Raw genomic sequence first — 25,610 nt, 5'->3', positions numbered from 1 at the left:
GCCTTGTTCAGGGTTGCTGGGCAGACAGCGAGAGTTCGTGCTGTTGGACGAACTGAACGAGGCGATGTTTAAGGGGGATTTGTATCCAGGTGTGGTAGGGCTGCGCCTGTGAGCGCGCAGCCCGTACGCAATCAACTCAGTTCAAGCCAGATCGGCGCATGATCCGAAGGCTTTTCCATCCCGCGCAGTTCATAGTCGACCCCGGCGGCCCTGACCCGCGGCAGCAGCCCATGGGAGGCCATGATCAGGTCGATGCGCAGGCCGCGCTTGGGCTCGTCCTCGAAACCACGGCTGCGGTAGTCGAACCAGCTGAAGCGGTCGGCCACGTCCGGGTACAGGTGGCGGAAGCTGTCGACCAGGCCCCAGCCCTTGAGACGCTCCATCCATTCGCGCTCTTCGGGCAGGAAGCTGCACTTGCCGGTCTTCAGCCAGCGCTTGGCGTTGTCCGGGCCGATGCCGATATCGCAGTCCTGGGGCGAGATGTTCAGGTCGCCCATCACCACCACAGGCTGGTCGTTCTTGAACTGCCCTTCGAGCAGGGCCTGCAGGTCGCTGTAGAAGCGCTGCTTGGCCGGGAACTTGGTGGGGTGGTCGCGGCTTTCACCTTGGGGGAAGTAGCCGTTCATGATGGTGATCGGCGTGCCGTCGGCATCGGCGAAGGTGCCCCAGATGAAGCGGCGCTGGGCGTCCTCCTCGTCACTGGCGAAGCCCTTGGACAGCGACAGCGGTTTTTCCCGCGAGAGCAGGGCGACGCCATAGTGGCCCTTCTGGCCGTGGTAGTGCACGTGGTAGCCGAGTGCCTCGACGTCGGCCAACGGGAACTGATCGTCGCTGACCTTGGTTTCCTGCAGGCCGATCACGTCCGGCTGGTGTTTGTCGATCAGCGCCGCCAGCTGGTGCGGGCGGGCGCGCAGGCCGTTGATGTTGAACGAGACGATCTTCATGGAAAGACGATCCTGGTAAAAGCCACGGATGCTAGCCGACATCGCCGGCTACGGCCAGCATGGCGCCGCGCGACGGGCGCTGCTAACGTGCTGGAGGAGGTGAACCCAGCGCCGGAATCTGGTTCCAAGGCCCTGTACACCCATTCCAGGAGGACTGCCCGCAATGCCCGACGACATCGCCGCCCCGGCCCGGATCTGCCTGCTCGACGCCGGCTACGCCCGCGAGGCGCGTTCGCTGCTCTACCATGCCTACCGCCACGAACCGACCTTCGCCTGGCTGTTCGAGGCCCAGCGCCCCGGGTACGAGCGCCGCCTGCGGGTGATGGTGCGCGAGTGGGTGCGCCAGCACTTTTATCTGCAATTGCCGGCAATCGGCCTGTTGCTGGAGGATCGCCTGATCGGCCTGGCGCTGATCGTGCCGCCGTTGCGCCGGCTTGGCGTGGCCGACAGCTGGGCCTGGCGCCTGCGCATGATCCTCGGCACTGGCCTGCGCTGCACCCGCCGCTACCTGGATTACCAGGCCGCGCTGGCTGGGTGTCTGCCGGGGGACAAAGTGCATGTGCTGCCGCTGTTAGGCGTGCACCCGCAGTTCCAGGGCAAGCACTACGGCGAGCAACTGCTGCAGGCCGTGCACGACTGGTGCGCCGAGGACGCAGGTACCGACGGCGTGGTGCTGGACACCGGCAATGCGCACTACCTGGCGTTCTACCAGCGCCAGGGTTATGAAGAGATCGGCGAGATCGCCGTAGGGCCGATCCGTGAGCGGGTGTTCTTCCACCCCAACCCGCGCTCGTCGAGGGTAGCGAACCTGTGACAGGCGTTTTCTGAAAGCCCCTTGGCCGTTGCGCTCTGGTAGCATGCCGCGCATGACGTATTCAGGAAGACTTGGCTGGGGCCTGCTGTTGCTGGCCGCCAGCTCCATGGCATGGGCGCAGAGCGAATTGCTGGTGCGGGTCAAACCCGCCAACAAGGCGCTCAAGTCCAATATCGAAGGGTATATCGGCAGCCTGGGCGATCGCGACGAAGAGGCCTTGCTGCGCTTCAGCCGGGGCGCCGAGGAGCAGGCGCGCAAGGCGGCCCAGGCCCTGGGCTATTACCAGGCGCGGGTCGAGACCGAGGTCAAGGCGCCGGCCGAAAAAGACAAACCACCGCAACTGATCATCCAGGTCGAGCCCGGCGAACCGATTCGCCTGCGCAACGTGACCGTGCGTATCGAAGGGCCGGCCCGCGAGCTCAGGGTGTTCCGCATTCCCGACAGCAAGGCGCTGCGCCCGGGCGAGCAGCTCAACCATGGCACCTACGAGGACGCCAAGCGGCTGATCCAGAACCAAGCCTCGCGCTACGGCTTCTTCGCCGGGCGCTTCGAGCGCCAGCGCCTGGCGGTCGATCCGCAGGCTGGTGTGGCCGACATCGAGCTGGTCTACCAGAGCGGCCCGCGCTACCGCCTTGGCGCGGTGAGCTTCGGTGGCGACGCGCCGTTGGACAACGACCTGCTGCAGCGCATGGTGGGGTTCAAGCCCGGCACCCCGTACGACTCGGAACTGATCGCCGAACTCAACAACGACCTGCAGTCCAGCGGCTACTTCGACAGCGTGCGCGTGGACGCCGCGCCCACCGCCGCAGTGGGCGAGGACATCCCGGTGGACGTCCACCTCGACACCCGCAAGCCACGCACCCTTGGCCTGGGCCTGGGTTTCTCCACCGACGTCGGCCCGCGCGGCAAGGCCAACTGGACCCGCCACTGGGTCAACCCGCAAGGGCACAGCTATGGCTGGGAAACCGAGCTGTCGGCGCCACGGCAGAACGTCGGTTTGTGGTACGACATCCCGCTGGATCCGCCGCTCACCGACAAGCTGCGCTTCGCCGGCGGCTACCAGAACGAGGAGATCGCCGGTACCGACACCCTGAGCAAGCTGCTGACGGTCGGCCCGGAGTGGCACAGCAAGCTGCCCAGCGGCTGGCAGCGGGTGATCTCGCTCAAGTACCAGCGCGAGGAGTATCGCCTGGGCGACGACTCGGGGCTGAGCAACCTGCTGATGCCGGGCGTCAGCTTCTCCTACCTGCGCAGCGACAACCGCATCGACCCGCACAATGGCTACCGCCTGCAGTTCGACCTGCAGGCGGCCAAGGAAGGCTTGGGCTCGGACACCAACCTGATCCACGGCAACGTGCTGCTCAAGGGCCTGACCACCCTGGGCCAGAACCATCGCTTCCTTGGTCGTGTGCAGTTCGGCGGCAGTGCCACCAATGGCTACCAGCAGAATATCCCGCCGTCACTGCGCTTCTTCGCCGGTGGCGACCAGAGCGTGCGCGGTTACGACTACCAGTCGCTGTCGCCGAAGAACAACCAGGGCGACCGCATCGGTGGGCGCTACCTGGTGGCCGGCAGCGCCGAGTACCAGTACTCGATTGCCGAGAAATGGCGGCTGGCGACCTTCATCGACCAGGGCAATTCGTTCAACTCGCTGGAACTGCCCAGCCTCAAGACCGGCGTCGGTATCGGCGTGCGCTGGGTGTCGCCGGTGGGGCCGCTGCGCCTGGACCTGGCCCGCGCCCTGGATGACGACGGTGGTTTTCGTTTGCACTTCTCCATGGGGCCTGAGCTGTGACGCGTGTAGTCAAACCCATCCTGCTGGCACTGCTGGGCCTGCTGTTGCTGATCGTCCTGGCGCTGGGTCTGGTGCTGGGTACCCAGGGCGGCAGCCGCTGGGTACTGGGCCTGGTGCCGGGGCTGCAAGTCAGCGATTTCTCCGGACGCCTCGGCGGCAGTTGGCAGGCCAGCCAACTGCGCTGGACGGCGGGCGAAGACCGTGTCGAGGTGCAGGCCCCGCAACTGGACTGGTCGCCAACCTGCCTGCTGCGCGCCACCTTGTGCGTCGAGCGCCTGCAGGCCGAGCGTATCGACATGGCCTTCGCCCCGGGCGAGGACAAGCCCGATAGCGGCCCGCTGCAACTGCCGGCGCTGAATCTGCCGTTGGCCATCGAGCTGGGCGAGGTCAAGCTGGGCCAGCTGCGCCTGGATGGCAGCGACCTGCTGGGCGACCTTAGCCTGGCCGCGCACTGGACCGCGAGCGGCCTGCGCGTGGACAGTTTACAACTGCGCCGCGACGACCTGCGCCTGGACGTTCAGGGCGACCTGGTACCCCAGGGCGACTGGCCGCTGCAGCTGCAAGGCACGCTGCAACTGCCGGCGGTCGATGGCAAGCCCTGGCAACTGGCCTTGAGCGCCAAGGGCGAGTTGCAGAAGTCCCTTGCCATCGACGCCACCAGCAGTGGCTACCTGGACGCACGCCTGAGCGGCGAGCTGCAGGCTCTGGCCGAGCACCTGCCGGCCCACCTGAGCATTCGCGCGGACAGCTTCAAACCGGCCGCCGAGCTGCCCGACACCCTGCAACTCGACCAGCTGCGGCTCGATGCCCAGGGTGACTTGCTCAAGGGTTATCGACTGTCCGGCTCGGCCACGCTGCCCGCCGAGCAAGGGCCGATCGGCCTGGTGCTGGCCGGCAAGGTCGATGCCAAGGGCGCCCGGCTCGACGCCCTGGACCTGAACGCCAGCGACCAGCAGCGCCTCAAGCTGCAGGCCAGCGCCGACTGGCAGCAGGGCCTGAGCGCTGATGCCAGTCTCGACTGGCTGGACTTCCCCTGGTTGCGCCTGTACCCGCTGGAGACGGCGCCGCAGGTCACGCTCAAGCGCTTCAACGCCCAGGTGCAGTACCGCGACGGCAGCTACAAGGGGGTGTTCAACGGCGACCTGGATGGCCCGGCCGGCGCCTTCAGCCTGGCCAGCCCGTTCGACGGCGACCTCGGCCAGGTACGCCTGCCGCAGTTGCTGCTCAGCGCCGGGCAGGGCAAGGCCGCCGGCAGTGTCGCCCTGCGGTTTGCCGACACCCTGGCCTGGGATGTCGACCTGCAACTGTCGGCCCTGGACCCGGCCTACTGGCTGGCGGAGCTGCCCGGCACCCTGGCCGGCCCGCTGCGCAGCCAGGGCGAATTGAAGCACGAGCAACTGACGCTCAAGGCTCAGCTGGACCTCAAAGGGCGCCTGCGCGGCCAGCCGGCGCTGGTCAAGGTCGACGCCGAAGGCGCGGGCGAGCGTTGGACCCTGGGCAGCCTGGCGGTGCAGCTGGGCGACAACCGCATCAATGGCAGCGCCAGCGTACAGCAGCGCCTGGCCGGGCGTGTCGACCTCGACCTGCCGCGCCTGGGCCAGCTCTGGCCGCAGCTGCAAGGGCAGGCCAAGGGCCGTCTGGACCTGGCCGGCACCCTGGCCGCGCCGCAAGGCACCCTGACCCTGCAGGGGCAACAGCTGGGCCAGGCCGACAACCGCGTGCAGCGGCTGGACCTGGATGCCCGGCTGGACAATGCCCAGCGCGGCCAGGTGACGCTCAAGGCCGGCGGTATCCGGGTGGGTGATACCGCCCTGGGCAGCCTTGATGTGCAAGGCAAGGGTGATCTTCGCCAGCAGGCCGCCACCCTGGCCCTCGATGGCCCGCAACTCAAGCTCGACCTGGCGCTGGATGGCGCCCTGGCCAAGGGCGACTGGCGCGGTCGTCTGGCCAGCGGGCGCATCCAGGCCGGCGGCCAGGACTGGCAGTTGCAGGCCCCGGCGCGCCTGCAGCGCCTGGCCAGCGGTCAGCTCGATTTCGGCGCCCATTGCTGGCGTTCCGGCCAGGCCAGCCTGTGCGGCGAGGACCAGCGCCTGGCGCCGGAGCCGCGCCTGCGCTACAACCTCAAGCAGTTCCCGCTGGACAGCCTGGCGCAGTGGCTGCCCAAGGACTTCGCCTGGCAGGGCCTGCTCAACGCCGACATCAACCTCGACATCCCGGCCAGTGGCCCCAAGGGCAGCATCCGCGTCGATGCCGGCGGCGGCACCTTGCGGGTACGCGACAAGGACCGCTGGGTCGACTTCCCCTATCAGGTGCTGCGCCTGGACAGCACCCTGGCGCCACGCCGGGTCGACACCCGCCTGGACTTCCGGGGCGAGCGCCTGGGCGAGTTGAATGTGAACACCCGCCTTGATCCGCTGGGCCGCAACAAGCCCTTGTCCGGTGATTTCCGCCTGGCCGGGCTTGAGCTGTCGGTCATCCGGCCGTTCCTGCCGATGGTCGAGCGCCTGGCTGGCCAGCTCAACGGCAGCGGGCGTCTGTCCGGCAGCCTGATTGCGCCCCAGGTCAATGGCAGCCTGGCCTTGAGTGGTGGCGAGGTCAGCGGCGCGGAGTTGCCGGTGAGCCTGGAGGACCTGTCGCTGCAGGCGCTGATCGCCGGTGAACAGGTGCAACTGAACGGCAACTGGCGCAGTGGCGCGGCAGGGCGTGGGCAACTGACCGGGCATATGACCTGGGGCCAGGCGCTGGGCATGGACCTGCGCCTGCAAGGCCAGCAACTGCCGGTCAGCGTCGAGCCCTACGCGGCGCTGGAAGTGGCGCCCGACCTGAGCATTCGCCTGGTGGACGACAAACTGGCGGTGACCGGCAAGGTGCAGGTGCCCAAGGGCAAGATCACCGTGCGCGAGCTGCCGCCGTCGACGGTCAAGGTCTCGGACGACACGGTGATCGTCGGCCACCAGACCGAGCAGGGCAAGCCGCCGATTGCGGTGGCGATGGATATCGATGTCGATGTCGGCAGCGAAAAACTGTCGTTCAAGGGCTTCGGCCTGACCGCCAACCTGCTGGGGCACGTGCATATCGGCGACAACCTTGACACCCGTGGCGAACTGAGCCTGGCCGACGGACGCTATCGGCAGTATGGGCAGAGTCTGACCATTCGCCGCGCGCGGCTGCTGTTCGCCGGGCCCATCGACCAGCCGTACCTGGACATCGAGGCGATCCGCAAGGTCGACGACGTGATCGCCGGCATTCGCCTGAGCGGCAGCGCCGAGCAGCCGACCACCAAGGTGTTCTCGGAGCCGGCGATGAGCCAGGAGCAGGCGTTGTCCTACCTGGTGCTGGGCCGGCCGCTGAACAGCTCCGGCGAGGACAACAACATGCTTGCCGAGGCGGCGCTGGGGCTGGGGTTGATGGGTAGCGCCGGCCTGACTGGCGGCCTGGCTTCGAACCTGGGTATCGACGACTTCCAGCTCGACACCCAGGGTACGGGCAACAAGACCAGCGTGGTGGCCAGCGGCAATCTCACCGAGCGCCTGAGCCTGCGCTACGGCGTGGGCGTGTTCGAGCCGGCCAACACCATCGCCTTGCGCTACAAGCTCAGCAAGAAGGTCTACCTGGAAGCCGCCAGCGGCCTGGCCAGCTCGCTGGATATCTTCTACAAGCGCGATTTCTGATCTGTCCCTCATCCGCCCCGGCCAGCGCTGGCCGTTGGCGGATGGCGAGGCTCAACGCGCAGCCCGCAGGCGTCGCCACAAGGTGGTGCGGCTGATGCCGAGGCGGCGCGCGGCTTCGTCGAGGTTGCCCTGGCAACTGTCCAGGGTTTCCCGCACATGGCGCAGTTGCGCGGCCTTGCCCACCGTTTGCAGGTCGGACGCTTGCGGCGCCTTGGCGCGCCGGGATGGCAACTGGCCCTGGCACAGCTCGGGCAGCACCCGCGCCAGGTACTGCTCGTCCAGCCCCTCGTCGCGCAGCAGTTCGCGGGCCGACAGCATCGCCCGCTCGATCACGTTCTCCAGTTCGCGGACATTACCCGGCCAGGCATGGCGCACCAGGTAGGGCAGTAGCGTCGTCACCACCTGTGCGGCGCCTGGTGGCTGCCCCTGGACCAGCAGGCGCTGGCCGATGCTCCGGCAGATCAGGGCGATGTCCTCGGGGCGTTCGCGCAGGGGCGTGGTTTGCAGCCGCAGGATGTTCAGCCGGTAGTACAAGTCGGTGCGGAACCTGCCCTGGTCGATGGCCGTGCCCAGGTCCTGGTGGGTCGCGGCGATGATCCGCACGTCGATGGCGATCGGTTCGGTGCTGCCCAGGCGCAGCACTTCGCGCTCCTGCAGCACCCGCAGCAGGCGGGTCTGCAACGACACCGGCATGTCACCGATCTCATCGAGGAACAGCGTGCCGCGGTGCGCGGCCTCGAACAGCCCGGGCTTGCCGCCCTTGCGCGAACCGCTGAAGGCGCCTTCCTCGTAGCCGAACAGTTCACTCTCCAGCAGTGTTTCGGGAAATGCCGCGCAGTTGATGGCGACGAAAGGGCCTTGCCGGCGCGGGCTTGCATTATGGATGCCCTGGGCCAGCAGTTCCTTGCCGGTGCCGCTCTCGCCGGTGATCAGGATGGTCGAGTGGCTGGCGGCGAAGCGCTCGGCCAACTGCAGCATCTCGCGGTTGGCCCTGCTGTTGCCGCTCAGTTGTTCCAGCCGGTAGCGCGCGGTGAAGGCGCCGGGGCGACGGCTGGCGCGGATGCGCTGGTCGGCCCGCTGCACCGCGCTGATGTCCTGGCAGGTCAGCACCAGGCCGGTGCGCTCGCCGTTCTCGAGGATCGGCAGCAGGTTGCTGACCACGGCTTGCGCGCCCAGGCGGATAACGCGGTTGTCCTCGCCCGTGCCGTCCTGCAAGGCCTGCTGCAGGTCCAGCTCGGGGCACAGGGCCTGCAACGGGCGGCCGAGCGCCGCGCTGGCCGGCAAACCCAGCAACTGTGCCAGGGCCGGGTTGAGCGACTGCACCAGGCCTTGGTTGTCGACGGCCGCGACCCCGGTGGGGATATGTTGCAGCACGGCATCGAGGTGGCGGCGCTTGGCAATTTCGATGCGCTGGCTGTCGAGGATGCCCAGGGCCTCTTCGAGCGCCTTGCGCACGGTGTCCTCGCTCAGCGACAGCACGCCCTGCAGGCCGGCTTGTTCGGCCAGCTCCACCACAGTAGACGAGCCGATGATGCTGCCACAGCCCAGCCGGGCGGCGTGATCGACGGCCTGGCGAGCTTGCTCCAGCGAGGTGTAGGCGGCCTGGTGCACCTGCACGGTGAACAGCGCTGCCAATGCCTGCAGGTCCTGGTTGATGTGGTCGTAGCTGAGCACGGCCACTTGCGTGCCGTGGGCCTTGGCCTGCCCCAAGGCGCGCAGCAAGTCGCCGCCGCCGACGCGCATTGCCAGTACTGGCCGGGCCAGGTGCTTGCGCAGGTAGGCGGCGGTGGCCCCTGCACAGACGAACACATCCACTTCACCGCGCTGCTCCAGCTCGCGGGCGGTCTGCAGCGCTTCGGCTACCGAGGTGTCGAGCACCTCGATACGGGTGTCGGGGTAATCCGCCGTGAGTCCGCTCACGACCTGGGCGAGACGGCTGCGCTGCCGAGGGCGTTGCAGGTGGCTGATCAGCACGACGACCTTGGAGGCGGAGGAGTGCATGGCGGGCCCTGTTCATGGTTGCAATGTTTCAATAGTGAATGAATGCCTTGCACAAGTGAAATGAAGATTGTCCAGCCGGGCACTGCCAGTACATGCCCAAACCCAGGCGTCATGGGACTCGCAGGTGGATGGTCGACACTTGGCCCAGGCTTTGCTCTGGCCCTGTTGCCAATTCAACAGCGAAGGCAGGGCCCATCGACCCATGAGCAGTTCCTCCACGACGTCCCTGGCCAGCGATCCGATCGCGGCCAGTGGCAACGACCAGCAGTTGGTCGACTTCATTCGCGAACGCGCCGCCGCCGAGCGGGTGCTCATCACCGCGCGCAAGCGCTTGAGCGGTGGTGCCATCCAGGAAAACTGGCAGCTCGACCTGTTGATCGAGGGTGGTCCCTGGGCCGGTAACCGGCGCTGGGTCCTGCGCAGTGACGCACTGTCGGCGCTGCCGGCCAGCCTCGGCCGCGAACAGGAGTTCGCCGTGCTGCAGGTGGTCTACCAGGCCGGGGTCAAGGTACCGCGACCGCTCTGGCTATGCCGTGACACGCGGGTGCATGGGCGGGTGTTCTTCCTCATGGAGTACGTGCCGGGCATCGCCGCCGGGCGCCTGCTCAGCGCCCAGGCCGGTGCGCAAGGGCAGGGCGGGCTGGCGGCGCAGTTGGGCGCCAACCTGGCGCGCCTGCATCAGGTGCGCCCCCCGTGCGCGGCGCTGGATTTTTTGCCGATACCTCAGGGCTCACCCGCCCTGGCCACCCTCAGGGCCTACCGGCGCTACCTCGACACCCTCGACCAGGCCTACCCGGCCCTGGAGTGGGGCCTGCGCTGGTGCGAGCTGCATGCGCCGCGCAGTCAGGCCCTGTGCCTGCTGCACCGCGACTACCGCACCGGCAACTACCTGGCCAGCGAACAGGGGCTGGAGGCGGTGCTCGATTGGGAATTCAGTGGCTGGGGCGACCCTTGCGAGGACCTTGGCTGGTTCAGCGCCCGTTGCTGGCGTTTCACCCGCCCCGACCTGGAAGCGGGCGGCATCGGCCTGCTCGCGGACTTCCTGCGCGGTTATCACGAAGTGTCCACCCTGGCCATCGAACCCAGCCAACTGCACTACTGGCAGGTCATGGCCACCCTGCGCTGGGCGGTGATCGCCCTGCAACAAGGGCAACGCCACCTGTCCGGCGAAGAACCCTCCCTCGAACTGGCTCTGACCGCGCGCCTGCTGCCGGAGCTGGAGCTCGACATCCTGAACATGACCGGAGCCGAGGCGCCATGACCCAACCCAATGCCGCGCAACTGCTCGACATCGCCCGCCAGACCTTGCTGGAGCAGGTGTTGCCCGCGCTGTCCGGCGAGCTGCGCTACCCGGCGCTGATGATCGCCAACGCCATGGCCATCGCCGCGCGTGAAAGCCGCCTGCAAGGCGAGCTGGGCGCCCAGGAGCACGCCCGTCTCGGCGCCTTGCTCGAGGCGCCGCCGGCGACCCTGGCCGACACCCGACAGCAGCTGGCCCAGGCCATCCGCGAAGGTCGCCACGACGCGCCGCAGGCACGCCGCACCCTGGTCGAGGCGCTACGCCAGACGACGCTTGCCCGCCTGTCTATCAGCAACCCCAAGGCCATGCCTTGAACGCCGGTAGCCACTGCCCGATTTCCAAGACTGAAAACCCATAGAAGGACAACCATGAACTTCACCCTGTCGGACGACCTGCTGACCTTGCAGGCAAAAACGCGAGACTTCATCGCCAATCACGTGATTCCGTTCGAGAAAGACCCGCGTCAGGACCGTCACGGCCCCAGCGACGACTTGCGTCAGGACCTGCTGGAAAAAGCCCGCATCGCCGGGCTGCTGACCCCGCATGCCAGCCCCGAGATGGGCGGCATGGGCCTGAGCCATGTGGCCAAGGCGATCGTCTTCGAAGAGGCCGGCTATTCGCCCTTGGGGCCGGTGGCGCTGAACATCCACGCACCCGACGAAGGCAATATCCACTTGATGGACGTGGTCGCCACCGAGGCGCAGAAGGACCGCTGGCTGCGCCCGCTGGTCCAGGGCCGGGCGCGCTCGTGCTTCGCCATGACCGAGCCTGCGCCGGGCTCGGGCTCGGATCCGTCGATGCTGCGCACCACCGCCACCCGCGATGGCGATGATTACCTGATCAACGGCCGCAAGTGGTTGATCACCGGCGCTGACGGCGCCGATTTCGCGATCATCATGGCGCGCATGGAAGACGGCACGGCGACCATGTTCCTGAGCGACATGCGGCGTGAGGGCATCGTCCACGAACGGCAGCTGGACTCGCTGGACAGCTGCTTCACCGGTGGCCACGGGCAACTGCGTTTCGACAACCTGCGGATCCCGGCGAGCGATGTGCTCGGCGAGATCGGCAAGGGCTTCCGCTATGCCCAGGTGCGTCTGGCGCCGGCACGGTTGACCCACTGCATGCGCTGGCTCGGCGCCGCGCGTCGTGCCCACGACATCGCCTGCGACCATGCGCGCACCCGCGACGCCTTCGGCAAATCGCTGGGCGAGCACCAGGGTGTCGGCTTCATGCTCGCCGACAACCAGATGGACCTGCATGTGGTGCGCCTGGCGGTATGGCACTGCGCCTGGGTACTCGACCAGGGCGAGCGGGGCAATGTCGACTCGAGCATGGCCAAGGTGATCAGCTCCGAGGCGCTGTGGCGGGTGGTCGATCGCTCGATGCAGGTGCTGGGCGGGCGCGGGGTGACCGGGGACACGGTGGTGGAGCGGATCTTCCGCGATATCCGACCGTTTCGCATCTATGACGGTCCGAGCGAAGTGCACCGCATGAGCCTGGCGAAGAAGCTTCTCGACCAGCGCCCGGGAGGTCACTGATGCAGCCGCAGCTTGCTCGACTGTTCTCTCTCGATGGCCGTCGCGCCCTGGTGACCGGCGCCTCCAGTGGCCTGGGCCGGCACTTTGCCCAGACCCTGGCGGCCGCCGGCGCCGAGGTGCTGGTCACCGCCCGGCGCGAGGCGCCGTTGCAGGCCCTGGTCGAGACCATCCAGACCAGCGGCGGCCGTGCCCGCGCCTTTGCCCTCGATGTGACCAGCCGCGACGATGTCTGCCGGGTGCTCGATGCCGCCGGCCCGCTGGATGTGCTGGTCAACAATGCCGGGGTGAGCGACAGCCAGGCGCTGCTCGACTGCGACGATGACAGTTGGGACCGCGTGCTCGACACCAACCTCAAGGGCGCCTGGACGGTGGCCCAGGAAAGCGCGCGGCGCATGGTCGCCGCAGGGCAGGGCGGCAGCCTGATCAACGTCACCTCGATCCTCGCCAGCCGGGTGGCCGGCGCCGTCGGCCCTTATCTGGCGGCCAAGGCCGGCCTGGCGCACCTGACCCGGGCCATGGCCCTGGAGTTGGCCCGCCATGGCATCCGCGTGAACGCCCTGGCGCCGGGGTACGTGATGACCGACCTGAACGAGGCGTTCCTGGCCAGCGACGCGGGGCAGAAGTTGCGCGCGCGTATTCCGAGCCGGCGCTTCAGCCAGCCGGCGGACCTGGATGGCGCCTTGCTGCTGCTCGCCAGTGACGCCGGCCGCGGCATGAGCGGCAGTGAGATCGTGGTCGATGGCGGCCATCTGTGCAGCAGCCTGTAGACACACCGCCCAGCCTTGCAAACCCCGCGATGAATGGCACCGGCCGTGCCGGTCAAGAACAACAAGAAACAGAGGTAGTTATGTGCGTGCAACCGTTGAACTGCCCATGGACGAGGGACCCGTCATGATAAACCCGACCCTGGAACACGAACTGGCCCCGAATGCGGCCAACCATGTGCCGCTGTCGCCACTGTCGTTCCTCAAGCGCGCCGCGCAGGTCTATCCGCAGCGCGACGCGGTGGTGTACGGCGACCGTCGCTACACCTACCAGCAGTTGCACCAGCGCAGCCGGGCCCTGGCCAGCGCCCTGGAGCGGGTCGGCGTGCAGCCGGGCGAGCGCGTGGCGATCCTGGCGCCGAACATCCCCGAGATGCTCGAGGCGCACTATGGCGTGCCCGGCGCCGGGGCCGTGCTGGTGTGCATCAATATCCGCCTGGAGGCGCGCAGCATCGCCTTCATCCTGCGCCATTGCGCGGCCAGGGTACTGTTGTGCGATCGCGAATTCGGCGCGGTGGTCCACCAGGCGCTGGCGATGCTGGACACGCCGCCGCTGCTGGTTGGCATCGATGATGCCCAGGCCGAGAGCGCCGACCTGGCGCCGGACCTGGACTACGAAAGCTTCCTGGCCCAGGGCGATGGCAACCGGCCGTTGAGCGCGCCGCACAACGAATGGCAGTCGATCGCCATCAACTACACCTCCGGCACCACCGGCGATCCCAAGGGCGTGGTGCTGCATCACCGTGGCGCCTACCTCAATGCCTGCGCCGGGGCGCTGATCTTCCAGCTCGGCCCGCGCAGCGTCTACCTGTGGACCCTGCCGATGTTCCACTGCAACGGCTGGAGCCATACCTGGGCAGTGACCCTGTCGGGCGGCTGTCATGTGTGCCTGCGCAAGGTGCAGCCCGAGGCGATTCACGCCGCCATCGCCGCGTATGGCGTGACCCACCTGAGCGCCGCGCCGGTGGTGATGTCGATGCTGATCCATGCTCCGGCAGGCACCGCGCCGTCCCAGGCGGTGTCGGTGATCACCGGTGGCGCCGCACCGCCCAGCGCGGTGATCGCCGCCATGGAGGCGCGTGGCTTCAGCATCACCCATGCCTATGGCATGACCGAAAGCTATGGCCCCAGTACCTTGTGCCTGTGGCAGCCAGGCGTCGACGAGCTGCCGCTGGAGGCTCGCGCGCGGTTCATGAGCCGCCAGGGCGTGGCCCATCCGATGCTTGAGGACGCCACGGTCCTGGATAGCGAAACCGGCCAGCCAGTGCCCGCCGACGGCGCGACCCTGGGCGAGCTGGTGGTGCGCGGCAACACGGTGATGAAAGGCTACCTGCACAACCCCGAAGCCACCCGCAGCGCCCTGGCTGGCGGCTGGCTGCACACGGGCGATCTTGCTGTGCTGCACCCCGATGGCTATGTGGAGATCAAGGACCGGGCCAAGGACATCATCATTTCCGGCGGCGAGAACATCAGTTCGCTGGAGATCGAGGAGGTGCTCTACCAGCATCCCGAGGTGCTCGAGGCCGCCGTGGTGGCGCGGCCCGATTCGCGCTGGGGCGAAACCCCGCATGCCTTCGTCACCCTGAGTGCCGAGGCCCAGGCGGGCATCACCGGCGAAGAGTTGATCCGCTGGTGTCGCGAGCGCCTGGCGCACTTCAAGGCGCCGCGGCATGTGTCGTTGGTGGCGTTGCCGAAGACGGCCACTGGCAAGATCCAGAAATTCGTCCTGCGCGAATGGGCTCGCCAGGCGGCCGCCGGCCCGGTCGAGTCTGCTGCATCGACTAGAGGAGAGCCTTCCCAGTCGCCGCCGAACTACAGGTAGGCACTGTACACCTGGCGTCAGATCGGCTGGTGACAGGGGCCGCTTTGCGCCCCATCGCCGCGGTTCGTCGCCACGACAAGCCGGCTTTCACATTCCTGTGAGAGCCGGCTTGCCTGTGACGGGGGCGCAACGTTCGGCAGGCTGCCCTAGTAACCTCGGAAGATATCGCCGATGCTCGCGATCGGGTGCGCCGCGTGCGCACCTGATCGATTGGCCATGGCAGACCGCGGGGTGTAGACCGCCGTCAAGAACAGGGCAAGTGTCACGCTGGCAACTAGTAAGGCAAAAAGACGCATGGGAACCTCCAGCTTTGTTTTTGTAATTACCGTCGAGTCTGGTCCGTGGCGTTGGCTAAAGCCTGATAAAGCGCGCCATTAAATGGGCCTTTGTGCGGCCGTTTCGGGAGGGTTGGCCGCTGCGAACACCTGGGTGGCCGCCACGATGTCCTGATCGCCGTAGCCCATGGCTTCGGCACGCTGCACGACCCCGCATACGGCGTCGAAGACCGGCGTCCAGGCCCCTTGCGCGTGCAGCGACTGGGCGATGTGAGCGAAGGCGCCTGCATGCACATCGAGCCTGGCCTGATCGCCTGCGAAATCCTGCGCTTCGAGTCGGCGTACCGCTTCCTCGAGCGCATCGCTGATGAAAAACCGTGATGTGTCGAGCAGCAGCCTGGCCGTCTCCGCCACCGGCAGGCCGAAGCGTTCGCTCGCGCCCACGGCCTCGAAGAACGCCACCATCGTGGCGAATGCCTGGGCGTGGAGCACAGTGGCAAAGGCCAGTGCTTCGTCCCAAGGCAGGAACATCGTTTGACCGGCCAGCGCTTCGAGCAGCGCCCGATGCTGCTCGAAACCCTCACGATCGCCGGTATGCAGGGTGTGGCTCTGGCGATGACCGACGTTGCGCGGGTAGGCCACGATCATCCCTTTGACGTACAGGCCGCCAGCGGCGTTGACCAGCGCCTGAAGCGCCAGGCCCTCGTCGCGGCCGTTGGTGGTGTAATCGACCACTGTGCGACCTGCGAGCGCAGCCATCACCCCCGGCATGCCAAGCACGCCGTGGGTCGCCTGGTCGTCCAGCAGCACGAAGACCGTGACCGGGCTTGCGCTGAGCGCGGCGTGAGCCGAGTCGCACAGCTGAGCGCCAGCGGCGACCAGCGCCGCCGCTTTGCCAGGCGATCGGTTCCACATAGCCACGCGTTTGCCTTGCTTGAGAAATGCATGGGCCACGATCGTGCCCATGGCGCCGAGCCCGACTACCGATACATCGAAGTCGAAGCGCTGGTCATTTTGTGTGCTCACATTCCAACCCTCATGATTTTTGTTTTAGGTGTCCAGGACGCGGGTGCGGTGTTTCGCCTACAACAGGTTCTGCGCGCGGGCCCATTCAGTCGCGTCGGCCAGCGTGCGGTCGAAGGCGCTGAAGATCGCCTCGATATCGGCCTGAGTGCAGATCAACGGCGGACAGAAGGCGATCGTGTCGTAGATGGCGCGAATGATCAGCCCGTGCTTGTGCGCCTGTTTGAACACATAGCCACCCAGGGTGCCGGGCTGGGCGAACGGTTGGCCGGTGGCCTTGTTCGCCACCAGTTCGATGGCGCCCACCAGCCCGACACCGCGCACATCGCCCACCAGCGGATGGTCGGCGAATGCGCGCAGACGGCGCTGGAATTCAGGGGCCAGGCGCTGGACCTGGCCCACCAGGTCGCGCTCTTCGATGATGCGGATATTTTCCAGCGCCACCGCTGTCGCGACGGGATGGCCCGTGCAAGTCAGGCCATGGGCGAAGGCTCCCAAACGCTGGCTCTGGCTGAGCAGGACGTCATGGATGGCATCGGACACCAGCACGGCGGCCAGGGGCTGATAGGACGAGGTGAGCTGCTTGGACAGCACCATAATATCGGGCTGGATCCCGTACAGCTCGGAGCCGAACATCGTGCCAAGCCTGCCGAAGCCGGTGATGATCTCGTCGATCACCACGAGGATGTCGTAGCGTCTGCACACCGCCTGGATCGCTGCCCAGTAGCCTTGGGGAGGAGGAATCACACCGCCTGCGGCCATCACCGGTTCGCCGATGAACGCTGCGATGGTTTCCGGGCCCTCGTCGAGGATGTAATGCTCCAGCTCGTCCGCCAGGCGCGCCGAAAAGGCTTCCTCGGTCTCGCCGGGCCGGGCGAATCGATAGAAGTTCGGGCAGGTCAGGTGATGCACCGGGATGGCCGGCAGATCGAAATCACGGTGCATCGACGAAATGCCGCTCAAGCTGGCGCAGGCGACGGTGGCGCCGTGATAGGCCTGCTGGCGCGAGATGAACTTCTTCTTGGCGGGCTTGCCCAGTGCGTTGTTCACGTACCAGACCATCTTTACCACCGAGTCGTTGGCCTCGGACCCTGAGTTGGTGAAAAACACATGGTTCAGGTCGCCAGGCGCAAGCTCTGCCAGCTTGGCGGCGAGCGCTGCGGCCGGGGCGTTGGTCTTGTGGCTGAAGCTGTGGTAGTAGGGCAGTTGCCTGAGCTGCTCGACGGCGGCGTCGACCAGGCGCTGTTCGCTGAAGCCCAGGGCAACGCTCCACAGGCCCGACATGGCTTCGATATAGGCATTGCCCTGTTCGTCGAAGACCCGCACGCCGTCGCCTGCGGTGATGACCAACGGCCCGATTTCCTGATGCTGGGCCAGGTTGGTGTTGGGGTGAATGAGTGCTGCCAGATCGTTGCGCGCGGTTGCAGTAAGCGTGTTCATTGGTTCATGTTCCTGTCGCAGGCACCGATCGCCCGCAAGTGAGCAGGTTGCCTGCGCCCCGTGGATCGCCACGGGGCGCACGGCAGGATCCTGCGGTTACTGACCAAGCGCTGCCGCGACCGCTTCGCCGAACGCCTTGAGACCCTGTTCGAGCTGCTCGGTCGGGGTGTTCACCGGTGGCATCAGCTTGATGATTTCGCCGTTCGGCCCGCAGCGGTCGACCAGCACGCCCGCCTGCAGCACGCGCTGCTGGGCATCCTTGGCCAAGGCCACGTTGCCGCGACCGAAATCGATGCCGGCGATCATGCCGCGACAGCGCGCGGAGGCGACCCCTGGAATCTCGGCGTAGCCGGCGACCGCGCGTTCCATGGCCGCGCAGTTGGCGGCCAGCAACTTCAGGAACTGCTCGTCGCGCCAATAGCCGAGGGCGATCTGGGCGGTGAGGAACGCCAACTGGTTGCCGCGGAAGGTGCCGATATGATCGCCCGGCTCCCAGACATCCAGCCCAGCGCCGATCAACACGATGGCCATGGGCAGGCCATAGCCACCGATCGATTTGGCGCAGGTGATCAGGTCAGGGACCACTCCGGAGCGCTCGAAACCGAAGAAGTCACCGGTGCGGCCGCAGCCAGCCTGGATCTCGTCGCAGATCAGCAATACCCCGTGCGCCCGGGTCCACTGGCGCAGGCGCTGCAACCATTGGTTTGAGGCCACGTACACGCCAGCCTGGATCTGCACGGATTCGACGATCACCGCCGCCGGCAATTCCGAGCCGCTGCCCTGGTCGTTGGCCAGGCGCTCGAGGAAGCCGATGCTGTCGAACTCACCGTAAGGGCTGTCTTCGTAGGGCACGAACACCACGTCGGTGGACAGCCCCGGGCCGCGCCGGGTGCGGTTGCCGGTAACGGCTAGCGCACCGGCCGTCATGCCGTGGTAGGCACCATAGAACGACACGATCTTGCTCCGCCCGGTCGCTTTGCGCGCCAGTTTCAATGCTGCCTCGACGGCATCGGCGCCAGTCGGGCCGGTGAACTGCACCTTGTAGTCCCAGCCGCGCGGCTTGAGCAGGTCGCGTTCCAGCGCCTCGAGGAACTGGCGCTTGGTGGTGGTGTGCAGGTCCAGGGCATGGGTCACGCCGTTGGCCGACAGGTACGCGATCAGCGCATCGCGCATGCGCGGGTCGTTGTGGCCGTAGTTCAGGGCACCTGCGCCGGCAAAGAAGTCCAGGTACTCGCGGCCATCCTCGCCGCGGATCTTGCTGCCCTGGGCGCTATCGAAGACCAGCGGCAGGTCGCGGCAATACATCCGCACGTTGGACTCGAGCCGTTCGAATGTCTCGATGTTGTTCATGCATAACCTCTTGAAGTGATCGGGCAACGTTTGCTTGGCGCTATCAGTGCTTGAACATCACGTGGCGCACCACGGTGTAGTCTTCCAGGCCATACATGGACAGGTCCTTGCCATAGCCGGACAGCTTCACGCCGCCATGAGGCATCTCGCTCACCAGCATGAAATGGGTATTGACCCAGGTGCAGCCGTATTGCAGGCGTGCGGCCAGGCGATGGGCGCGACCGACATCGGCGGTCCACACCGAAGAGGCCAGGCCGTAGTCGGAGTCATTGGCCCAGGCCAGCGCCTGGGCCTCGTCCTCGAACGACGAGACCGTCACCACCGGGCCGAAGATCTCCCGGCAGACCACCTCGTCGTCCTGGCGGGCACCGGCCAGGACCGTCGGCTCGAAGAAGAACCCGCCACCGGCGGCGCGCTTGCCACCGGTGACGACTTCGATATGAGGCACTTCCCGGGCACGCTTGACGAAGCCCTCGACGCGGCCCAGGTGCTCTTCGGTGATCAGCGGCCCCATCTCGGTCGAGGGATCATCCTGCAGCCCGCACTTGATGCTGGCCACGGCCTCGCCGAGCTTGCGCACGAACTCGGGGTAGACCGACTGCTGCACATACAGACGGCAGGCGGCGGTACAGTCCTGGCCTGCGTTGTAGAAGCCAAAGGCACGAATGCCTTCGACGGCCGCGTCGATATCGGCATCGTCGAAGATCAGCACGGGGGCTTTGCCGCCCAGTTCCATGTGCATGCGTTTGACGCTGTCGGCGGTGCCCTCGATGATCCGGCTGCCGGTGCGCACGGAGCCGGTCAGCGACACCATGCGCACCTTGGCGTGGCTGGTCAGCGGCTCACCAACCGTGGCCCCCCGACCATGGATGATGTTGACCACGCCGGCAGGGAAGATCTCGGCCAGCAGTTCGCCGAGTTTCAAAGTGGTCATCGGCGTGTGTTCCGAGGGTTTCAGCACCACGGTGTTGCCACCTGCCAAGGCCGGACCGAGTTTCCAGGCCGCCATCAGCAAGGGGTAGTTCCACGGCGCGATGGAGGCGACCACGCCGACCGCATCGCGACGAATCATCGAGGTGTGCCCCGGGATGTACTCGCCCCCGGCCGAGCCTTGCAGGCAGCGCACAGCGCCGGCGAAGAAGCGGAACACGTCCGACACCGCTGGCAGCTCGTCCTGCAGCACGGCGGTGTAGGGCTTGCCGCAGTTGTCGGCTTCCAGGCGCGCGAACACCGCTGCCTGGGCATCGATGCTGTCGGCGAGCTTGAGCAGCAGCGCCGCGCGGTCCTTGGGCGGGGTTTGCGACCAGGCTTCGAAGGCCGCATCGGCGCCTTGCACCGCGGCCTCGACCTGGGCTTGGCTGGCCTCGGTGGTTTGCACCAGGACGCTGCCCAGGGAGGGGTTGTACACGGCCAGCTCGTCGCCTTCGCCGGCTACCAGGGCACCATTGATCAGAAGTTTGCTTTGCATGTCGATTCTCGCCATTTAACGGCGCGGCCAAAGGCCGGCCTTGTGATTGTCGTCAGAGCATTCGATTGAAACGGGGTCGCTATACCAATGCCTCAGGGACGGGGCTGCGGAAGAAGCTGGTGCGGCAGGCCAGGTAGACCAGCCCCAGGCCGAGCCAGCAACTGCCCATGATCAGCGCGTCTTTATCCAGGCTGATCAGCATCCACCCGGCCGTGACCAGGCCGATGAGCGGGAACAGCACGCCACGCAGCAGGCCGGCGCCATCCTTGACCCGGGCATCGAAGGTGAGCCGCAATGCACACAGGTTGACGGCGGTGAAGGCGACAAACGCGCCGAAGTTGACCAGCGACGTCGCGGTGGCGATCGTCAAGGCAAAACCGGCCGTGCCGAAAACGCCGCAGAGCAGGATGTTGAAGGCCGGGGTCTTGAAGCGCGGATGCAGGACACCGAACACCTTGCGCGGCAGCTGGTTGTCCCGGCCGAGGGCGTAGAGCAGCCGCCCCACGCTGGCCTGGAACGACATGCCCGCGGCGAAGTGAGCGATGATGATCCCCGCCAGCACCACGGCGAAGAACACATCGCCGCCGATCATCCGGGCGATCTCGAAGGCGGCCCCGTCCACCTGCTCGAAGCTGGGGGAGGGGTGTGCCAGGTACATGAAGTACGAGGAGCCCACGTAGACCGAACCGCCGATCAACGCGACCAGCAGGATGGCGCGTGGCAGCGTTCGACCCGGGTCGCGGGTTTCCTCGCTCAGCGTGGACAGCGCGTCGAAGCCCAGGAACGAGTAGGCGGCGATGGCGGCGCCGGCCATGCTGGTGGCGAAGGGCACGTCCTGGTTGAAGAACGGCTTGGCCGACAGCAGCCCGCCAGGGCCGTTGGCCGCCACGATGTAGTGCACGCACAGGCCAAGGAACACGACGATGATCGCCAGTTGCGCGACCATCAACAGCACGTTGAAGCGATTGGCGACCTGGATGCCGAGGACATTGAGCACTGAAGTGGTGACGATGAAACCGCTGATCCACACCCACTGCGGAACGTCTGCAAAGGCCATGTTGAGGTAGCTGGCGCCGAGCAGCCAGATCAGCATCGGGATGAAGAAGTAATCGAGCAGGGCAGCCCAGCCCACCATGAACCCGAGATTGGCATTGAGCATCTTGCGGGTATAGGTGTAGGCCGAGCCGGCTACCGGGAATACCCTGACCAGCCGCCCGTAGCTCAACGCCGTGAACACCACGCCGGTCGCCGCGATCAGGTAGGCCATCGCCGTGGTGTTGCCGCTGGCCTGGGTGATCACGCCGTAGGTGCCGAAGACGATCAGCGGGGCCAGGAACGCCAGGCCGAACAGCAGCACCGAGAACGGCCCCAAGGTGCGCCGCAACGAGGCGCTGGAGGTTGAATGACTCATGACACAGCCCTCCTACGCGACGAAGTGGTAAGCGGTGGTGATGATGTCGTGATAGGCCTCGACGGACATCGCCTTGGCATTGCTGGCGTCCGAGAAGTTCTGCTTGGATTTTTCGGCGATGGCCTGGAAGTCTTCCTTGCGCACGCCCTTGACCTCGGCGAAGCAGGGAATGCCCAGGTCCTTGCTCATCTGGAACAGATGGCCCACGGCGGCCTCGGCAGCGTCCACCGGCGCCAGCGTCGGGTCGATCCCCAGCGCGTAGGCCACCTGGGCGTGGCGGAGGATGTCGGCATCGCGGTTGTGGCCGAAGACGAAGGGCAGGAAGATCGCGTTGCCGACGCCGTGCGGCGTGTCGTACATGCCGCCGATCGCTTCGGAGATGCAGTGCACGCTGCCGACGTCGGCGTTGCCGAATGCCATGCCGGCGATCAGGCTGGCCACCAGCATCTGCTCCCGGGCCTGCTGATTGTCCGGCTTCTGCACCGCCGCCTTGAGGTGCTGGCTGATCAGGCGGATGGCATGCAGCGCCAGGCCGTCGCTGATCGGGTTCGCCACGCGGCAGGTGTAGGCCTCGATGGCATGGGTCAGGGCATCCATGCCGGTGGCGGCGGCGATCGACGCGGGCAGTGTGTCGGTGATGTGCGAGTCGAGCAGTGCCAGTACCGGGCCAATTCGATAATCCAGCACGTTCATCTTGAAATGACGGGCGGTGTCGGTGATCACCGAGAAGCAGGTCACTTCGCTGCCGGTGCCTGCGGTGGTCGGGATGGCGACGATCGGCGGTATGGCGTGGGTGAGGGTGAACGACCCTTCGTAGTCCTCTATCCGACCCTCGTGGGTGAGCAGCAGGCTGATGGCCTTGGCCGCGTCCATCGCGCTGCCGCCGCCCACGGCCAGCAGGCCGTCGATGCCTTTGCCACGATACTGCTGCGCGGTGCGGTTGATGTCTTCGCTGCGCGGGTTGGCCTTGATGTCCGCGACTTCCTCGTAGGCGATACCTGCCTTGTCCAGGCTGGCATAGACGCTGTCCAGCAGGCCGGCGGCCTTGACCCCGGCATCGGTCACGATCAGCACCCGTGCCAGGCCGAGGCCCTGGAGATGTTCACCGGTGCGCTCGCGCAGGCCAGGTTCCATCACGATCTTGCTGGGGAGTAAGAACTTGAATTCCATACGTACCTCTTGCTCAATTGTTGTCATTGTCGAAAGGGCAGTGGAGGAGCACCCGCGCCTGGTCGCGGTCGGCCGCTCAGGCGTGTGATGTGTGGCCTGGCGCTTTGGCGCAAGCCGGTATGTTGTTGTTTTGGGTTGTGTTGCAACGTGCCGCTAAAGGTCTCCAGTGGAATAAAAAGAGGGGCGGCCAAGCTGCACGCCCCTAAAGGAAATTGTTGTTAACGCAGGTGCCCCGTCAGCAGGGACAGCAGCGTGGTGGACAGGCAAGCCGGAAAGTCATGCCCCATCCCGGGCAGCAACACCAGGCTGGAGCCAGGGATCGCCGCCGCCGTGGCGTAGCCACCGCTGGTGGCGACCATGAGGTCTTTTTCCCCATGGATGACCAGGGTGCGGCATCGAATTCGCTGCAACTCCTCGGTGCGGTCGGCGGAGTTGATGATCGCGCCGATCTGCCTGGCGGTACCGAGGTTGCTGGCCTCGCCACCACCTCGCTGCCAAGCCAGCTGGGCATACTCACGCAAGACGGGCTCGTTCCACTCGAGGGTCGAGCCGATCAGACGCATGATGTCCACGTAGTCACGAACGCTTTCCTTCTCGCTGCGCGGCGGGCGGCGCAGCAGTTGCAGAAGGGCCTTGAGCGCCGGCTGGCCGACGCGCAGGGACCCTGTGGTGGAAAAGATCGACGTGAGGGTCCTGACCCGCTGCGGGTAACGCGCGGCGAGGGTCTGGGCGATCATGCCGCCCATAGACATCCCCACGACATGCGCCGCTTCCAGCTGCAAGTCGTCCATCAAGCCGATGACGTCGTTGGCCATGTCGCCCAGGTCATAGCCTGCGGTGCGCTTGCGCAGGAACTGCTGCAGCGTCGTGGGGGGCGCCACGTCGGTGAAGAACGATCTGCCCGAGTCACGGTTGTCCAGCGTGATGACCCGCAGCCCTTGCGCGACCAGCCCGGCGATGAGCGCTTGCGGCCAGTAGGTCAGTTGCAGCCCGAGGCCGACGATGAGCAGGACTGCCGGGGCACCCTCGACACCGTAGCTGCGGTAGCAGAGCTTGCCTTTGCCCGGTAGCTCGCAGAAGCGATCACGGCTCATCGGCGGCTACCTGGCTGCTGCAGTTCGACGCCGGCATGCACCGGCACGTTCGGCACGCTGCTGAAGCTGAGGCACTTTTCCGCCACTGTGCCGCGGCGCAGCAGTTTGATATCGCGGAAGTAGTCCATCGACATCACCCAGGGTTCACACGGCCCCTGGCGCGGCATGCTGTCGAGCGCGCGCTGCACATAGCCGGCACCAAAGTCCAGCAGAGGGCGGGTCTCGATCCCGGCCGGCGCCTTTGGCTCGCAGACGTTGTAGCCTTCGCGCGCCATGAAACCGAGCAGGCGGCAGAAGTGGTCGCACAGCAGGCAGACCTTCAAGGTCCAGGACGAGTTGGTGTAGCCCACCGCGAAAGCGAAGTTGGGCACGCCGGAGAGCATCATGCCTTTGTAGGACAGGGTCTCGCTGAGCACCACCGGCTTGCCGTCCTTGTGCAGGGTGATGCCACCGAACATTTGTACGTTGAGCCCGGTGGCCGTGACGATGATGTCGGCCTCCAGCGTCCTGCCCGATTTGAGCAATACGCCGGACTCGGTGAAGCGCTCGATATGGTCGGTGACGATGTCGGCCTTGCCGGCACCGATGGCTTTGAACAGGTCGCCCTCGGGCACCGAGCACAGACGCTGGTCCCACGGGTTGTAGGGTGGATTGAAGTGCACGTCGACCGGGTAGTCTTTCGGCAACTCCTTGCGGGTCAGCCACAGCAGCAGTTTTTTCGAAAGCTTGGGGAAGCGCTGGCAGAAGCCCCAGAACGCCAGGGTGATCTTGGCGTTCTTGTAGCGCGTCAGGGAGTAGGCGGTTTGCGCCGGCAGCACCTTGCGCAGGAACGCGGCAACCCCGTCATTGGCCGGCTGATTGATGATGTAGGAAGGCGTGCGCTGCAGCATGGTGATGCTGGCGACCTTGTCCGCCATGGCCGGAATCAGCGTCACCGCGGTCGCGCCACTGCCGATGACGACCACCCGCTTGCCCGCATAGTCGAGGTTCTCCGGCCAGTGTTGCGGGTGAACGATCTGTCCTTTGAACTGCTCGGTGCCCTCGAAGCGGGGGGTGAAGCCCTGGTCATAGCGATAGTAGCCACCCGCACTGAACAGCCAGCGGCATTCGAGCGTACGCACCTGGGCCGTCTGGCCCTCCTCGATGCGCACTGCCCACAGGCCCCTGTCGCTTTGCCAGTTGGCCGAGACGACTTTCTGCTGGTACTGGATGAACGGTTCCAGCTGGTACTCGTCGATGGCTTCGCGCAGGTACTCGAGGATATCCGCGGCATCCGCCAGGGATTTCGCCTTGGTCCAGGGCTTGAAGTCGAAACCGAAGGTGTAGAGGTCCGAGTCGGAGCGGATGCCGGGATAACGGAACAAATCCCAGGTGCCGCCCATGCGTTCGCGGGACTCGAGAATCGCGAAGGTCTTGTCGGGTTGATGGCGTCGCAGGTAGGCCGCCGCGCCGATGCCAGACACACCGGCTCCCATGATCAAAATGTCGAGCGGCTCAACCGGAAGAGCAGTGTGCGAGGACATGTCGCCTCCTATTGTAGTGTTATAGAGACTGATCTTTTGACTTGATCATTTGACCAGAATAGGGCGGCCGATTACGCGGGGCAAGGTGCAAAATGCACCGGCTCGTCATCGTTTTGGGATGATTTGCACCTTCACGATCCGCCGGTCAGTACACCGGTTGACGGACAAGCTCAGGGCGGCGGGGAGGAGTGGGCGAGGTGCGAC

At 66.3% G+C, this 25,610-nt stretch carries 18 protein-coding genes; 8 read left to right on the top strand and 10 right to left on the bottom strand.

Going from position 1 to position 25,610, the window contains the following annotated elements; genetic code table 11:
- Window positions 1–131 precede the first annotated feature (131 nt).
- On the bottom strand, window positions 132–944 hold the full coding sequence (xthA, locus tag AAHK21_RS01240; RefSeq protein WP_023631818.1) for an exodeoxyribonuclease III: 813 nt from the start codon (window positions 942–944) through the stop codon (window positions 132–134).
- 163 nt (window positions 945–1,107) lie between these two features.
- On the opposite strand from xthA, the gene AAHK21_RS01235 reads away from it, so the two are divergent.
- The 3 genes from AAHK21_RS01235 to AAHK21_RS01225 are packed head-to-tail and all read left to right on the top strand — an operon-like array spanning window position 1,108 to window position 7,224.
- Window positions 1,108–1,758, top strand: coding sequence for a GNAT family N-acetyltransferase (locus AAHK21_RS01235; protein WP_367856105.1), 651 nt, complete (start codon window positions 1,108–1,110; stop codon window positions 1,756–1,758).
- Between the two features lie 52 nt (window positions 1,759–1,810).
- Window positions 1,811–3,553: an autotransporter assembly complex family protein gene (locus AAHK21_RS01230; protein ID WP_367856104.1), complete on the top strand. Its 1,743-nt coding sequence runs from the start codon at window positions 1,811–1,813 to the stop codon at window positions 3,551–3,553.
- Window positions 3,550–7,224, top strand: a complete 3,675-nt coding sequence (locus AAHK21_RS01225) for a translocation/assembly module TamB domain-containing protein (protein ID WP_367856103.1) — start codon at window positions 3,550–3,552, stop codon at window positions 7,222–7,224. Before AAHK21_RS01230 ends, AAHK21_RS01225 begins: the two co-directional genes overlap by 4 nt.
- A 51-nt stretch (window positions 7,225–7,275) precedes the next feature.
- On the opposite strand, the gene prpR is transcribed toward AAHK21_RS01225, so the two are convergent.
- Window positions 7,276–9,225 carry a propionate catabolism operon regulatory protein PrpR gene (prpR, locus tag AAHK21_RS01220; RefSeq protein WP_367856102.1) on the bottom strand — a complete coding sequence of 650 codons (1,950 nt, stop codon included), beginning with the start codon at window positions 9,223–9,225 and terminating at the stop codon, window positions 7,276–7,278.
- A gap of 202 nt (window positions 9,226–9,427) precedes the next feature.
- On the opposite strand from prpR, the gene AAHK21_RS01215 reads away from it, so the two are divergent.
- The 5 genes from AAHK21_RS01215 (at window position 9,428) to AAHK21_RS01195 (ending at window position 14,652) form a co-directional block, all read left to right on the top strand.
- A complete protein-coding gene (locus AAHK21_RS01215; RefSeq protein WP_367856101.1) occupies window positions 9,428–10,486 on the top strand; it encodes a phosphotransferase family protein in 1,059 nt (352 codons plus the stop codon).
- On the top strand, window positions 10,483–10,839 hold the full coding sequence (locus tag AAHK21_RS01210) for a DUF6285 domain-containing protein (RefSeq protein ID WP_367856100.1): 357 nt from the start codon (window positions 10,483–10,485) through the stop codon (window positions 10,837–10,839). Before AAHK21_RS01215 ends, AAHK21_RS01210 begins: the two co-directional genes overlap by 4 nt.
- 54 nt (window positions 10,840–10,893) lie before the next feature.
- Window positions 10,894–12,066: an acyl-CoA dehydrogenase family protein gene (locus tag AAHK21_RS01205; RefSeq protein WP_038705988.1), complete on the top strand. Its 1,173-nt coding sequence runs from the start codon at window positions 10,894–10,896 to the stop codon at window positions 12,064–12,066.
- Window positions 12,066–12,833, top strand: coding sequence for an SDR family NAD(P)-dependent oxidoreductase (locus AAHK21_RS01200; RefSeq protein WP_367856099.1), 768 nt, complete (start codon window positions 12,066–12,068; stop codon window positions 12,831–12,833). The genes AAHK21_RS01205 and AAHK21_RS01200 overlap by 1 nt, the downstream gene beginning before the upstream one ends.
- Window positions 12,834–12,957: 124 nt before the next feature.
- Window positions 12,958–14,652 carry an acyl-CoA synthetase gene (locus AAHK21_RS01195; RefSeq protein WP_367856098.1) on the top strand — a complete coding sequence of 565 codons (1,695 nt, stop codon included), beginning with the start codon at window positions 12,958–12,960 and terminating at the stop codon, window positions 14,650–14,652.
- A 374-nt stretch (window positions 14,653–15,026) separates the two neighbouring features.
- Here AAHK21_RS01195 and AAHK21_RS01190 read toward each other — a convergent pair whose 3' ends face one another.
- The 8 genes from AAHK21_RS01190 to AAHK21_RS01155 all read right to left on the bottom strand — a co-directional run bounded on the left by AAHK21_RS01190 (window position 15,027) and on the right by AAHK21_RS01155 (window position 25,406).
- Window positions 15,027–15,953 (bottom strand): NAD(P)-dependent oxidoreductase, encoded by a 927-nt coding sequence (locus AAHK21_RS01190; RefSeq protein ID WP_367856097.1) that lies wholly within the window; start codon window positions 15,951–15,953, stop codon window positions 15,027–15,029.
- Between the two features lie 57 nt (window positions 15,954–16,010).
- Window positions 16,011–17,390, bottom strand: coding sequence for an aspartate aminotransferase family protein (locus AAHK21_RS01185; protein ID WP_367856096.1), 1,380 nt, complete (start codon window positions 17,388–17,390; stop codon window positions 16,011–16,013).
- A 96-nt stretch (window positions 17,391–17,486) separates the two neighbouring features.
- Entirely contained in the window at window positions 17,487–18,740 is a 1,254-nt protein-coding gene (locus AAHK21_RS01180; protein ID WP_367856095.1) for an aspartate aminotransferase family protein, read from the bottom strand.
- Window positions 18,741–18,783: 43 nt separating this feature from the next.
- Window positions 18,784–20,208 (bottom strand): gamma-aminobutyraldehyde dehydrogenase, encoded by a 1,425-nt coding sequence (locus AAHK21_RS01175; protein WP_367856094.1) that lies wholly within the window; start codon window positions 20,206–20,208, stop codon window positions 18,784–18,786.
- A gap of 79 nt (window positions 20,209–20,287) precedes the next feature.
- Window positions 20,288–21,619, bottom strand: coding sequence for an APC family permease (locus AAHK21_RS01170; RefSeq protein WP_367856093.1), 1,332 nt, complete (start codon window positions 21,617–21,619; stop codon window positions 20,288–20,290).
- Between the two features lie 12 nt (window positions 21,620–21,631).
- On the bottom strand, window positions 21,632–22,789 hold the full coding sequence (locus AAHK21_RS01165; RefSeq protein ID WP_367856092.1) for an iron-containing alcohol dehydrogenase: 1,158 nt from the start codon (window positions 22,787–22,789) through the stop codon (window positions 21,632–21,634).
- A gap of 218 nt (window positions 22,790–23,007) precedes the next feature.
- Window positions 23,008–23,883, bottom strand: a complete 876-nt coding sequence (locus AAHK21_RS01160) for an alpha/beta fold hydrolase (protein ID WP_367856091.1) — start codon at window positions 23,881–23,883, stop codon at window positions 23,008–23,010.
- Window positions 23,880–25,406: a flavin-containing monooxygenase gene (locus tag AAHK21_RS01155; protein WP_367856090.1), complete on the bottom strand. Its 1,527-nt coding sequence runs from the start codon at window positions 25,404–25,406 to the stop codon at window positions 23,880–23,882. The genes AAHK21_RS01160 and AAHK21_RS01155 overlap by 4 nt, the downstream gene beginning before the upstream one ends.
- Window positions 25,407–25,610 lie beyond the last annotated feature (204 nt).

The sequence above is a fragment of the Pseudomonas sp. TE50-2 genome, assembly GCF_040813665.1.
In the GTDB taxonomy this organism is placed as follows: Bacteria; Pseudomonadota; Gammaproteobacteria; order Pseudomonadales; family Pseudomonadaceae; genus Aquipseudomonas; species Aquipseudomonas soli.
Note: the sequence above shows the minus strand (reverse complement) of the source record. Positions and strands in the feature narration are given on the sequence as shown.